Origin of the sequence: Streptosporangium sp. NPDC000563 (genome assembly GCF_040299985.1) — a bacterium.
GTDB lineage: Bacteria > Actinomycetota > Actinomycetes > Streptosporangiales > Streptosporangiaceae > Streptosporangium.
Genome location: NZ_JBEPDA010000011.1, coordinates 105,683 through 118,631 on the forward strand (window position 1 = coordinate 105,683; position 12,949 = coordinate 118,631).

Genomic DNA, 12,949 nt, shown 5'->3' on the forward strand with positions numbered 1-12,949 from the left:
CCGCGAACGGACATCACGGGTCGCCACGGGTCGCCGGACCCCGGGGCCGCGACATCGTGACGCGTCACGAGAGGACACGCATGCCCGAGGTGCTCAGCCGGCGCGCGCTCAACCGGGCCACGCTGGAGCGGCAGTTGCTGCTGGCCCGTGCGGAGCTGTCCGCACTGGAGGCGGTCCGGCATCTGTACGGCATGCAGGCCCAGGCGCCGAATCCTCCCTACATCGGGTTGTGGACCCGCCTGTCGGGGTTCGCCCACGACGATCTCGCCCGGCTGATCAACGAGCGCCTGGTGGTGCGGCTGTCGCTGATGCGTTCCACCATCCACCTGGTCACCGCCGACGACTGCCTGGCGTTGCGCCCGCTGCTCGGCCCCATGTTGGCGCGGGGCCTGCGCGGTCCCGCGCACGGCAGGGGCCTGGCGGAGGTGGACCTGGACGAGCTCGCCGCCGCGGGGAGGAAGCTGGTGGAGGAGCGCCCCCTCACCTTCCGCGAGCTCGGCGCGCTCCTGCGGGAGCGGTGGCCGGAGGCTCCCGCCTCCGACCTGGTCGCCGGGGTGCGCAACACACTGGCTCTGGTCCAGGTCCCGCCGAGGGGGATCTGGGGGGTGGGCGGGCAGGCCGCCCACACCACCGCCGAGGCGTGGCTGGGCCGTTCCCAGGACGAGCGGCCCAGCCGTGTCTCCGCGGAGGAGGCGATCCGCCGTTACCTCGCCGCCTACGGTCCCGCCACGGTGATGGACGTCCAGCAGTGGTCGGGCATGACCCGGCTGGGGGAGATCGTCCGGGGAATGGGCCTGCGGACCTTCACGACCGAGGACGGCGCGGAGGTGTTCGACCTGCCGGAGGCGTCGCGCCCGGACCCCGAAACTCCCGCCCCGGTGCGTTACCTGTCGGAGTTCGACAACACGCTGCTGTCGTTCGCCCAGCGGACCAGGACCCGGATCGCGGAGGAGGAGTACCGCGGGCGGATCTTCACCGTCAACGGCATCATCAAGGCGACGGTGCTGGTCGACGGTTTCGTACGGGGCATGTGGAAGGTGACGCGAAAACGGGGCGAGGCGATCATGGAGGTCGAGCTCTTCGCACCGGTGAGCGAGCGGGAGCGGGCGGATCTGGAGGTGGAGGGGGCGCGCATGCTCGACTTCGTCGCCCCTGAGGCGACGTCCCGCGACATCCGCCTCCTCGAAGCCTGAGCCCGTCGTTCCCGCGACGGCCGGAGCGGGAGGCGTCGCCTCCGCGAGGTGGAGGTCCGGGTGTGCGGGTTTCCGCGCGGCCTGAGCAGGAGGGTTTCCGCGAGGCCGGGGCCCGGGGGCATCGCTCTTCGCGCGGCCGGAGCGGGTCATGGCGGTCTCGCGCGGCGTTCAGGGCGTGGGCGGCCGGGGCAGGCCCGAGACGACCATGGCGATCAGCATCTCGTAGCTGGTGTCCAGGTTCTCCCCCAGGCCGAAACCGCCGGCCGCCTCGACGGAGGCGAAGCCGTGCACGGCCGCGCGCAGACAGCGGGTGGCGTGGATCGCCTCCGCCCCCTCCAGGCCGTAGCCGCGCAGCACGGCGAGGATCACCTCCATCAGGCGGGTCCCGGTGTCGACGAGTTCGGGATCGATCAGCGGGTTGTCGGGGAAGACCGCGTAGCGGTGCGGGAAGTCGACCACGTAACTCCGCCAGGCGCGCATCAGGGCCGCCGTCGCCTCGTCGCGGCTCCGGCCCATGGCCGCCGCGCCGAGCCTTTCCGTCATGTCGTCCATCACGCGCAGGCCGACGAGCTTGCGCAGCTCGGGCAGGCCCCGGATGTGCTTGTAGAGCGAGGGGGCGGCCACTCCCGTGCGGGCGGCGACCGCGGCGAGCGTCAGCGCGCCGGGTCCCTCCTCGTCGATCAGGGCCAGCGCCGCGTCCACCACCGCGCCGGAGGTCAGGCCGGCCCTAGGCACGGACCGCTCCGGTCAGGAAGCCCGCCAGGGCGGCGAAGGTGGCCTCCGGCATCTCAGCGTGCGGGTAGTGGCCGGCACCCTCGATCATCGCGACCTCGGCGGTGGCGGCGTACGGCCGCAGCACCTCCTGCGCCAGGTGCGCCTCGGTGGCGGGGTCGGGGAAGTCGGGGTCCTTCGATCCCATGACGATCAGCGCCGGGCAGGTCATGCGGGGGGCGCAGTCGGTCCAGTGGCCCTCGGAGGGGGCGACCACCCCCGAGACGGCGGCCATCCTGCCGGGCTCGCGCAGCGTGGCCCTCAGATCGCGCAGGTAGCCGGAGAAGTCGGCGGGCCTGGCCGTGGGGTAGAGCGAGCGGTAGTACATCCCCCACAGGAGCGGGCTCGCCATGACGAGGTCCTGCACCAGCCGCAGTATCAGGCTGAGCTGTGGCCGCCCGACGAAGGGCGCGAGCATGACCACGGCGCTCACCTCACCCTCGGCGGCGGTCGCCGTGGTCCACGCCACCGCTCCCGCGCTGGAGGAGCTGCCGACCAGGACGGCGGGGCCGCCCAGGTGACGGACCAGAGCCAGCAGGTCGGCGCCGACCGACTGAGGGCTGTAGTCGGGCCAGCCCGTGCTGGACTCGCCGTGGCCGCGTACGTCGACCGCGGCGACCCGGTAACCCGCCTCCGCCAGTCGTGGCGCCAGGAACCGGAACGCCCGGCGGGTGTCGCCCATCCCGTGCGCGCACACCACCAGCGGCCCGTCCTGCGGTCCGCCGACCTCGTAGGCAAGCCGTCCGCCCGCCACGTCCAGGAATTCCGTGCCCGCCCCGTTGCTATTTCCCATAGCTTTTAAGCTATTGCAAATAGCTTTGTGCGTCAAGGATGGGCTCGCAACGCCGTCTTGATGCCAATTGCGGGAATTGGCCATTCTTTTGGCGGTGAAGGTCCTCGATGATGGGGTCATGATCTCTGTCAGTGCCCTCGCGGGCATCGCCGCGGTCGCCCTCGGCCTGGTGCTCACCCCCGGCCCCAACATGATCTATCTGGTGTCGCGGTCGGTGACGCAGGGGCGTCTGGCCGGAATGATCTCGCTGGCGGGTGTCGCGGCGGGCTTCCTGGTCTACCTGCTCGCGGCGGTGGCCGGGATCACCGCGATCTTCGCGATGGTGCCCGCCCTCTACGCCGGGATCAAGCTCGCGGGCGCCGCGTACCTGCTGTGGCTGGCCTGGAGGACGATCCGGCCCGGCGCCCGGCCGGTCTTCGCGCCCGGCGCCCTTCCCGCGGATCCGCCGCGACGACTGTTCTCCATGGGGCTGGTCACCAACCTGCTCAACCCCAAGATCGCCATCCTGTACGTGTCCCTGCTGCCGCAGTTCGTCGATCCCGCACGCGGTGACGTCGGCACGCAGAGCCTGCTGCTGGGAGCCACCCAGATCGTCGTCGCTCTCTCGGTCAACGCGCTGATCGTGCTGACCGCGGGCTCGGTCGCGAGCTTCCTCGGCGGGCGGCCCACCTGGATGCGCGTGCAGCGCTACCTGATGGGCGCCGTGCTCGGCGGACTCGCCCTGCGCATCGCCACCGACCGCTCACCCGCCGGGGTCGCGTAGGCGCTCACCCTCGTCGCCCGTCCGTGAGAAGCTCGTCGCCCGTCCGTGAGAAGGGAGACCGGCTCGGGGTCGGCCTCCCTCCGAACATCCGGGTTCCCGCGGGTTCCTCCTGGTCCTGTCCGGTCAGAAGTCGTCGGCGGTGCGGATCCGGTCACGGATCCAGACGCCGGCCTCCTTCAAGGGGGCGGTGCCGGTCCAGGGGCCTCCGGCGTTGCACGTACCGGTCTTGAAGACCGCGCCGGAGCGGTGGTCGTCGGAGAAGTTCCAGTTCACCCAGCTGATCTTCTTGCTCGCCATGAGGTCGAGATAGCGCTGGGACATGGTGAAGTCGTTGGCGTCCTCCCCGGCGTAGTTCTGCGTGCCGAACTCGGTGACGAACATGGGGATGCGGTCGGCCGCGCGGGAGAGCGTGTTGAGGTACTCGGTGCCGTGCGAGGCCGCGTAGAAGTGGAAGGTGTACATGATGTTCGTGGCGTTGACCGGGTTGCCCGTCACCTCGGTCTCCGAGGCGCCCTCGGACACCCCGAGCGACGACCAGGCGCGGGTGCCGACCAGGACGATCCCGTCGGGGTCCTGCGCCCGGATCACCGGGATGATCTGCTCGGCGTAGCTCTTGATGGCGCCCCAGCTCACGCCGTTCGGCTCGTTGGCGACCTCGTAGATGACGTTCGGCTTGGCGGCGTGCCGCTGGGCGATCTCGGTGAAGAAGGTCCTGGCTCGGGCGAGGTTGTAGTTGGGGTCTCCGGGAGTGAGGATGTGCCAGTCCACGATGACGTACATGCCCTGCGCGCTGACCTGCTCGATGAGCGTGTGCGCGAGGTCGGTGAACGCCCGCGGGTTCGTCTCGTAGCCGTCCTCCTGCACGTACGTGGACAGACGGACGACGTCGGCCTTCCAGTCGGTCGCCAGCGCGGTCAGCGAGCCGGTGGTGACGCACTGGCGGTACCACTGCAGGCCGTGGGTGCTCATGCCGCGCAGCTGGATCTGCTTGCCGTTCTTGTTGCACAGTTTGGTGCCGCAGACGCGCAGTTGCCCGTTGGCCGCGACCGGCGTGCCGCCACCGCCGCCCGCCTGGGTCGTCGCCGTGACGGACGCGCTCTTCGCCGACTCGTTGTTCGCGGCGTCGCGGGCGGTGACGGTGTAGGTGTGGGTCGTCGAGGCCGCCAGTCCGGAGATCGTGGCGGTCGTGCCGGTCACGGTGGCGACCACGGCGGAACCCTCGTAGACCCGGTAGTCCTTGACCGTGCCGCTGTTGTCGGTCGAGGCGTTCCAGGCCAGGCTGATGGAGGAGGAGGTCGTGCCGGTGCTGCGAAGGGAGGACGGCACGCTCGGCGGCGTGGTGTCACCGGGGTTCTGCCCGCCGCCGCAGGGGGCGCCGTTGAGTGTGCAGTTGACCGGCGAGCCGGAACCGGAGGCGATGAAGCCGAAGGTGGTGCTCGCCCCTGGGGCGAGGGTGCCGTTGTACTCCCGGTTCTTGAAGGTGTACCGGCTGCCGCTGCTGGTCATCAGGGAGTCCCAGTATGTTCCGAGACTCGTGCCCGACGGGAGGTCGAAGGAGACCGTCCAGCCGTTCAGTGTGGCGGTTCCGGTGTTCTTGACCGTGTACTGGCCGCTGTAGCCGCTGCCCCAATCCTGCGCCTTGGTGAACGTCGCGGTGTCCGCGTGGGCGACGGAGGGGACGATCAGGGTGAACAGTAACGTCAGTAGCCCGGTCAGCACCAGGGCTGGGGTGGTGCGCCGCATCATCGCTCCTTGCGTGGGGGGACAGGGGCAGATCGTGGCTCTTTATTAGGAAAGTTTCCTAACGTGACACGTGACGTTAGGTGGACGGAGCCTGTCATGCAAGACCTGGATCCCCGTTCCTCACGGGGAAATTCAATCGACGGGACACTTCCCGCTGTTCCCCGGGGCGGATTCGCCCGTCCCGCCGCACGCCGCGAGCCGGTGGCGGCCGCCGGCGCGTCCGCGCACGGCTCCGCTCCCGGGCCGGGCGCCGGTCAGCCGATCGGGCCCGGCCCCTGCCCGATGATCCGCTCTCCGAGCCTGGTGACGAGCTGGGCGCGTACGTGGGAGGGGAGGGCGCAGCCGTGCGCGACAAGGGTGCCGAGCGCGGGCAGGTCGAGGAGCACACCCCAGTCCTGGACGTCGTCGCAGTAGGAGACGTCGAGGTGGCGGAGGTCCTTCAGCGCCTGAAGCGGGGCGAGCGACCGCACGGGCGTGTTCCTGATCGACAGGTGTTCCAGGGTGCGGAGGCCCTCGATGCCGTCCAGGCCGGTCAGCGGTGTGTGCTCCAGGTCCAGCCGGGTCAGAGAGGTGAGGGCCGAGATGTCCTCGGGGATGCGGTGCAGACGGCTGCCCGACAGGTCGAGCTCCTCCACCCCGGTGGGCGCGGCCAGGGCGGAAAGAAGGAGCGCCGGGGGCGGGAGTATCACCGGCCGGGGCTGGGCGAGCACCGGCGAGCGCCCGGCGGCCGCCTCCTGCAGCACACGCCATCCGTCCACCGGCGCACCGTACCCGCCGAGACGGACGTACCCCGAGGGCAGCCACGGCGCGAGCCGTTCGGCCACGATGTCGGCACGGTCACCGGCACCGATGACTCCGGCCCGCAGCAGGCCGTAGTGCTCGTACGCGTGCTCGGCGGGAACGAACAGGTCCGTCACGATGTCCCCGCCCACGACGAGGACCCCGTCGTTGCCCGAGCAGAAGATCACTCCCGCCGCGACCGTGCCGAGCACCAGGTGGTCGGCCGCGCTGTGGATCGCGCGGGCACGCAGGTCGCCGGTGACCGCGAGGTAGCTCTCCGAGGCGTCGCCGTCGTCGAGAAGCCCTTCCACCGCCAGCCCGCCGATCACGATCAGCGGAGCCTTCACGTCGAGCCCGCCGGGAACGTACGTGTCGCCGAACCAGATCGTGGCCCGGTGCACGATCCACCCCGACTCCGTGCGCTCCGCCCCGTCGGGGAAGACCGAGGGCGTCTCGCCGGGAAACGCCAGCGACCACGCCTGCGCGAACAGCAGACCGTAGACGGGAGGCATGATGTGGTGCGGCCACTCTCCGGCCTGGGCCGGTCGACGTAACCAGGATCCGATCGGGTGCAACTCCTCCGTGAGGTCGCCGAAATAGTTCAGTGCCTCCGCGCCGGCCCCGGCCTGTTGCCGGAGCACCTTCAACGCGTCACCGAGACGCTCCGACGCCCCGGAGAAATGCTCACCCGTCAGATCCATGTCACATACCGTACTCATCACCACGAATTCTGATGGCCGTTCGGGCGACGCTCCCGGATGACGGGCGTGTCGGAAACCACGGGGCGCGACCGTGCGGTGACGAAGGGCAAAGTGGATCTTCGCGGGGACCTCGGGTACCGTGCCCGGGGCCCCTGAGCACTCCGGCGCGGCCCTGAACGTGGACCGGGCGCGGATCGAGCACGGACCTGAGAGGGTACCGGGCAGGGGCGGGCACGGAACATCGTGACATCGGAAGGATGGATACACATATGGAGGCCGGAAATCGCCGGACCCTGCGGTTGCTCGTCACCGGAGGCGGGACCGGTGGTCACACCTACCCCGCGCTGACCACCGTCGAGGCCCTGCGCGACCACGCCGCCGCGCGAGGGCTCGACCTGGACGTGCTCTGGGTCGGTACGGAGGCCGGCCTGGAGTCCCGCGTCGCGGCGGAGCACGGCATCCCGTTCCGCGCCATCACGGCGGGGAAGCTCAGGCGCTCGCCCAACCCGCGAGAGCTGGCGACCAACCTCGCGGACATGTTCCGGATCCCGGTCGGCGTGTTCCAGGCGTTCGGTATCGCCGCCCGCCATCGCCCCGACGTGGTGCTGTCGACCGGCGGGTACGTGTGCGTGCCGCTGGGAGTCGCCTCGCGGGTGCTGGGCCGGCCGTTGGTCATGCACGAGCAGATCACCTCCCTCGGCCTGGCCAACCGCATCCTGTCGCGTTTCGCGCGGCGGATCGCGTTGACCCATCCCTCCTCGATCGAGCACCTGCCCGCGGGGGTGCGCGACCGGGCCGTCGTCACCGGCAACCCGGTCCGTCCGCACCTGCTGCGTGGCAACGTCGACGCGGGACGGCGCCACTTCGGGCTCTCCTCCGACCTGCCCCTGGTCTACGTGACCGGCGGCGCCCAGGGGAGCCGCCAGATCAACACCATGGTCGAGGCGATCCTGCCCGACCTGCTCGCCCGCGCGCAGGTGATCCACCAGTGCGGCCCCGGCTGGATCGCGCAGCTCACCCGGACCGCCGCGGGGCTTCCCGTGGGGTTGCGCGACCGCTACCGTCCGGTGCCCTACGTCGGCGCCGAGCTGGCCGACGTGTTCGCCGCGGCCGATGTCGTGGTCTCCCGCAGCGGGGCGGGCACGGTCGCCGAGCTGACCGCGGTGGGCAAGCCGTCCGTTCTCATCCCCCTGGTGCCCTCGGCCGCCGACGAGCAGCGCCAGAACGCCCGCTACCTCGCCGAGGCGGGCGCCGCCCGTGCTCTCCTGGAGGACGGTCCCACCGCCGACCACCTCCTGGCCGAGCTCGACGCCCTGCTGCGCGACCCCGGGGCCCGCGCCGCGATGGCCGGGGCCGCCGGAGCCCTCGGCCGCGTCGACGCCGCCGACAGGCTGGCACTGGTGCTCCTGGAGGCGGCGGGAACGGACGGCAAGGCCGGTTGAGCCCGACGCCGGTGTCCCGGGAGAGCCGGCCGGACGGGGACGGTGGCCGGTGTCGCGGGAAGAACCGGCCGGGTGGGAGGGGTGGGCTTCCCGGTGCGAGGGGCGTCGAAGGGAGTCTCCTCGGCGTCCGCGCGAGGTAGGTGTCTCCTGGCCGAAGGTTTACCGAAAAGGCGGTGGCGGCCCGGCGCCCGCCGAAGTGCGGCCTGAGTAATCTGGCGACCGCACGAAGTGAAGTGCGGTGGAGCCGAGAACATCGCATGGTGCACGTTAGTCCTGGATTTCCAGGAAATGTCGCGGGTGACCGTGCGGTCTCACCCGGCGGCATGTTCCCGGGCAGGCGCGTCTTTCGTGGAGCCTTCCCGGTACGGAGTTTCACGCAGACCGTCCCCGAGAGACAGGTTGGCCATTGACCCGTCAGGAAAAATTCTCGCCCGAGGTGACCGGCGAGACGCGCGACCCGCTCACCGACTCCCGCGCCGACGCGTTCGGCGGCAATCTGCACGTCGGTTACTGGATGGACGAGCACGACGAGGCGCCCGCCGCCCAGGCGACGGATCACCTCACCGACCTGGTGGCCGAGCGCCTGGAGGTCGTTCCCGGGGAGCGCGTCCTGGACGTGGGGTCCGGCACCGGCAGGCCCGCCGTACGCATCGCCACCGCGCGCGACGTGCACGTCACCGGGGTCACCCTGAGCGAGTACCAGGTGCACCTGGCCGAGGCCCGCCCCGAGGCGGGTCAGGGGCAGGGGCGGGCGGACTTCCAGCTCGCCGACGCGATGTGGCTCCCCTTCGACGACGCCTCCTTCGACGCCGCGTACGCCATCGAGTCGCTTCTCCACATGGAGAACCCGGCGGCGGCCCTCGGCGAGATCGCCCGGGTGCTGCGTCCCGGCGGGCGGTTCGTGGTAGGGGAGTGGTATCTGCTCGACTCTCTCACCGGCGACGCCGCCGAGGCCATGGAGGACCTCTCCCGCGGCTTCCACGTGCACTTCGTGCCCACCATCGAGGAGTTCTACGAGGAGATGGACCGGGCCGGGTTGAAGATCGAGATATTCCATGACATAGGGGTAAACGTCGGGAGGTCTTTCCGGCTCGTGGACGACCTCCTCCCGGCCTCCGCGATGCGGCTCGGGGGCGAGATCGCCGAGCAGCTCACCGTCTGCGGGGAGATCTACCGGCGCTTCGGGCGGATCCCGCAGATCAGCTACGCCCTGTTCACCGCGGTCCGCCGCTGAGAGCCTGTCCCTTTCCGGATTCGGGGGAAGGCGACCTGCCCCGGGCGGGCGCCGGCCGCGTGATCGGACACCGTGGCCTTCGCTACCGTGCCGGTGTCACGGTGACACCGGCACGGCTCACGTCCGGCGATAGTCCGCCAGCCTGTCGGCGAGTTCCGCGGGGCGGCTGAGCGCGACGTTGTGGCCCCCGTCGATCTCGTCGGGGACCAGGCCGAGGCGCTCCTTGACGACGCGGCGCATGAAATCGGCGGGCAGATAGCGGTCGTCACGGCACAGGAGGAACACCGTCCGCACCGCCGGCCAGGCGGCGAGCGGCCACGGGGCGTCGAAGGGGGTGGCCGACTGGTCGCGCCTCCTTCTCAGGGCCTCCGCGGCCAGATCGGGCGGGACGTCGTGAAGGAACAGGGCGATCTCGTCGTCCGGTGCCCGGCCGTCCTGTTCGTCCTGCTCTCGCCTTGCCTGCTCCCAGCCGGTGCTGCCCCACCAGTCACCCGGCGGCTCGCCCGGCACCGGGATCATGGCCGAGACCAGCACCAGCAGTTCGACCGGTATCCGCTCACACACCAGCGGCGCGGTGAATCCGCCGAAGGAGTGGGCGACCACGACGAGGTCGGTACGGTCGCCGACGGCATCGACCACCGCGTCGGCGTACTCGGAGAACCCGGCCGAATCATCGTCGCAGGGGAGGTCGGGCGTGACCACGTCATGACCGCGCGCCCGCAGTTCGGCGGCCGTCAGGTGCCAGTACCACGGGTCGGCCGCGGCGCCGGGTATCAACACGTAGGTGGTCATGCCGGACGGTCCCTCCGAGAAACGCGTCACGTCTTCGTCGATCGTCATCGAGTGTGCTCCCCAACGGTGGTCGACCCCGCTCATCGAGGTCGTCCACCGTTAAGACGGGTGAGGCTCCCAAAAGGGGTCACCGTCCGAGGGCGCGCCGCCGGGAGGCGGCGTCGGGGGCAGCGTCGGCGGCAGTCCGAACGCGGCCAGCAGGTGCGGTTCGAAGACGGTGATCTCGGAGATCTCACCGTTCGCGATCCTCAGCACATTGAGCGCCTGAGCCCGGTAGACGGACTCACCCGGCAGCCGGATGTAGCCCGCCACAGCCGGCTGCCGGTTCGCCCGCGTGGGGATGCTGCGCCACCGTCCTCGATACAGCGGTGAATCCGGGCCGAAGGCGTGTGCGGCGAAGGACTCGATCGCGTCGCGGCCGGAGAACCAGAACGGGAGCGGAGGCATCGTCATCCGCGCGTCCTCGCTCAGCAGCTTCGCCAGGGCGGCGGGGTCGGCCTTGTCGTGGGCGTCCATGAAGCGTCGCAGCAGTTCTCGTTCCCGAGCGGTCGGAGCCGTCGACGGCGCCCATTCGAGACGTCGCTCCGGAAGGTGGGTCCTCAGGGTCGATCGTGCTCGTTTCAGGGCGCTCTTGACCGAGTCGACACTCATCTCAAGCTGCGCGGCGGTCTCTTTCGCGGACCAGCCGAGCACGTCGCGCAGGATCAGCGCGGCCCGCTGCCTGGGCGGCAGATGCTGGATGGCGGCGAGGAACGCCAGCTCGACGGTCTCCTTGCCGACCGCGGCCGCGTCCGGCTCCATGCCGTCGGACGCGGCCGGCTCCAGTAGCTCATCCGGGTAGGGCTGCAACCATCGGACCTCGGACGGCGGCGAGCCCGGCTGCGGCGGCCGTGCCGGTCCCGCGTCCCGAGGTCGCGGACGGCGGGGGTGCCGGTCGAGGAAGTCCAGGCACGCGTTCGTCGCGATCCGGTAGAGCCACGCGCGGACGGTGGAACGGCCGCGGAAGGTCCCGCGTCCGCGCCACGCCCGCAGAAACGTCTCCTGCACCAGATCTTCCGACTCCTCGAAGGAGCCGAGCATCCGATAGCAGTGCACCCGCAGTTCCCGCCGATGACGCTCGACAAGCTCGGTGAACGCCCGATCGTCGCCCGAGAGCACGGCATCCACCGGCGCGATCTCCTCGGCCCTCAGCTCATCCATGATGCCCCCGACTCATGGGCGTCACGTTATCCACACCCCGGGGCGGGGGACGCGCCCGTCGTGCTCGTCGGGCACGGTCGTCTCCGGTGAGCCCTGGCACATCGGCGAATCAGCGCCTATCCAGATATGTTGTGATCTGTGGTCACCCGCCGTTTTCTGAGACGACCGCTTTCAGGGCCGCCTGGAGGATGTCCAGTCCGGCGTGCAGTTCCGAGTCGCTGATCGTGAGCGGTGGTGCGAGCCGGAAGATTCCCCCCATCCCCGGCAGCTGGACGATGTTGACGTGCAGCCCGCGCTCCAGGCACGCCGTGGTCACGACTTTTCCGAGCGCCTCCGCCGGGGTTTTGCTCGGCCGGTCCGTCACCAGCTCCAGGCCCTGCAGAAGCCCGCGGCCGCGGACGTCGCCGACCACCTCGAAGCGGTCACGCAGGTCCAGCAACCGCTCGTTGAGCTGCTTGCCCAGGACCGCTGCCCGCGCCACGAGGCCGTCGCGTTCGATGACGTCGAGCACGGTCAGCGCGACGGTCGCCGCGAGCGGGTCCGAGACGTGGGTGGTGAAGAACAGGAACCCGCGTTCGTGACAGACCTCCTCGATCCGCGCCGACGTGACGACGACCGCCACCGGCAGGCCCGCCCCCAAGGTCTTGGAGAGCGTCAGGAGATCCGGGACGACGCCGTCGCGTTCGAAGGCGTACATCTCGCCGGTGCGTCCGAGTCCGGTCTGGGCCTCGTCCGCGATCAGCAGCATCCCGCGTTCTGCGCACATCTCCTTCAGCCGCCGCAGATATCCGGCAGGGAGCTCGATGATCCCGCCGGAGGACAGGATCGGCTCGACCAGGCACGCGGCCAGGCTTCCCGACGACTGCTGGTCGACGAGGGCGAACCCGTACTCGAGCTCGGCCTCCCAGTCGTACGACCCGTCCGCGTGACGGAAGGGGGATCGGTACGCGTTCGGCGTGGGGAGCGTGAGGTTGCCCGGCATGGGCGGGCCGTATCCCCGGCGACCGGCGGAGAAGGTGGCGGAGGAGGCACCCGAGGTCATGCCGTGCCACGACCGGTCGAAGGAGACGATCTCGTACCCGCCGGTGTAGAGCTTGGCCATCTTGATCGCGGCCTCGTTGGCCTCCGCGCCGGTGCTCAGCAGCAGGGTCTTGCTCAGGCCTTCGGGAAGCGTCGACGCGAGACGGCCGGCCAGGTCGACGACGGGCGGGCTCAGCATGCCGCTGTACAGGTGATCCAGCGAGGAGATCGACCGTGAGACCGCCGCGACCACGTCGGGGTGGGAGTGCCCGAGGATCGAGCTCATCTGACCCGAGGTGAAGTCGAGGATCGCCGTCCCGGCGTCGTCGTAGACGTACGATCCCGCCGCCCGTTCGATGACCTTCGGGGTGAACGTCGCGCCGTAGCGGATCAGGTGACGGTCAACATCATTCCAAAATGACGCATTTTTCATATTTGCTCATGATGGCATGGCCATCCAACGGCGGTTCGCCGCCCTGCCGACGTTCATGACCGCAGGGCTGGGGCGGGCAGCATC

At 70.4% G+C, this 12,949-nt stretch carries 11 protein-coding genes and 1 pseudogene; 4 read left to right on the top strand and 8 right to left on the bottom strand.

Annotated elements, in window-relative coordinates:
* Nucleotides 1–80 precede the first annotated feature (80 nt).
* Nucleotides 81–1,193 carry a winged helix DNA-binding domain-containing protein gene (locus ABT352_RS24380; protein ID WP_350947217.1) on the top strand — a complete coding sequence of 371 codons (1,113 nt, stop codon included), beginning with the start codon at nt 81–83 and terminating at the stop codon, nt 1,191–1,193.
* A gap of 168 nt (nt 1,194–1,361) precedes the next feature.
* Here the strand turns inward: ABT352_RS24380 and ABT352_RS24385 are convergent, their stop codons facing one another.
* Nucleotides 1,362–1,928: a TetR/AcrR family transcriptional regulator gene (locus tag ABT352_RS24385; protein ID WP_350947218.1), complete on the bottom strand. Its 567-nt coding sequence runs from the start codon at nt 1,926–1,928 to the stop codon at nt 1,362–1,364.
* Entirely contained in the window at nt 1,921–2,757 is an 837-nt protein-coding gene (locus ABT352_RS24390; RefSeq protein ID WP_350947219.1) for an alpha/beta fold hydrolase, read from the bottom strand. Before ABT352_RS24390 ends, ABT352_RS24385 begins: the two co-directional genes overlap by 8 nt.
* Nucleotides 2,758–2,875: 118 nt before the next feature.
* Between ABT352_RS24390 and ABT352_RS24395 the strand changes: the two genes are divergently transcribed.
* Nucleotides 2,876–3,520 (top strand): LysE family translocator, encoded by a 645-nt coding sequence (locus tag ABT352_RS24395; protein WP_350947220.1) that lies wholly within the window; start codon nt 2,876–2,878, stop codon nt 3,518–3,520.
* Nucleotides 3,521–3,643: 123 nt separating this feature from the next.
* Here the strand turns inward: ABT352_RS24395 and ABT352_RS24400 are convergent, their stop codons facing one another.
* From ABT352_RS24400 to ABT352_RS24410, 3 genes and pseudogenes are all read right to left on the bottom strand, one after another.
* Nucleotides 3,644–4,846, bottom strand: a complete 1,203-nt coding sequence (locus ABT352_RS24400; RefSeq protein ID WP_502992891.1) for a cellulase family glycosylhydrolase — start codon at nt 4,844–4,846, stop codon at nt 3,644–3,646.
* 51 nt (nt 4,847–4,897) lie between these two features.
* Nucleotides 4,898–5,266: pseudogene (locus ABT352_RS40785) on the bottom strand (cellulose binding domain-containing protein); the annotation flags it as partial.
* A 251-nt stretch (nt 5,267–5,517) separates the two neighbouring features.
* Complete coding sequence (locus ABT352_RS24410; protein ID WP_350947221.1) at nt 5,518–6,744, bottom strand: leucine-rich repeat domain-containing protein; 1,227 nt, start codon at nt 6,742–6,744, stop codon at nt 5,518–5,520.
* Between the two features lie 269 nt (nt 6,745–7,013).
* Here ABT352_RS24410 and ABT352_RS24415 point away from each other — a divergent pair, with 269 nt between their 5' ends.
* Both ABT352_RS24415 and ABT352_RS24420 read left to right on the top strand, forming a co-directional pair.
* On the top strand, nt 7,014–8,186 hold the full coding sequence (locus ABT352_RS24415) for a UDP-N-acetylglucosamine--N-acetylmuramyl-(pentapeptide) pyrophosphoryl-undecaprenol N-acetylglucosamine transferase (protein WP_350947222.1): 1,173 nt from the start codon (nt 7,014–7,016) through the stop codon (nt 8,184–8,186).
* 436 nt (nt 8,187–8,622) lie between these two features.
* Complete coding sequence (locus ABT352_RS24420) at nt 8,623–9,420, top strand: SAM-dependent methyltransferase (protein ID WP_350947223.1); 798 nt, start codon at nt 8,623–8,625, stop codon at nt 9,418–9,420.
* A gap of 117 nt (nt 9,421–9,537) precedes the next feature.
* Here the strand turns inward: ABT352_RS24420 and ABT352_RS24425 are convergent, their stop codons facing one another.
* The 3 genes from ABT352_RS24425 to ABT352_RS24435 form a co-directional block, all read right to left on the bottom strand.
* A complete protein-coding gene (locus ABT352_RS24425; RefSeq protein ID WP_350947224.1) occupies nt 9,538–10,260 on the bottom strand; it encodes an alpha/beta hydrolase in 723 nt (240 codons plus the stop codon).
* 51 nt (nt 10,261–10,311) lie between these two features.
* Nucleotides 10,312–11,412, bottom strand: a complete 1,101-nt coding sequence (locus tag ABT352_RS24430; RefSeq protein ID WP_350947225.1) for an RNA polymerase subunit sigma-70 — start codon at nt 11,410–11,412, stop codon at nt 10,312–10,314.
* Nucleotides 11,413–11,554: 142 nt separating this feature from the next.
* Entirely contained in the window at nt 11,555–12,865 is a 1,311-nt protein-coding gene (locus ABT352_RS24435; protein ID WP_350947226.1) for an aspartate aminotransferase family protein, read from the bottom strand.
* Nucleotides 12,866–12,949: the final 84 nt, after the last annotated feature.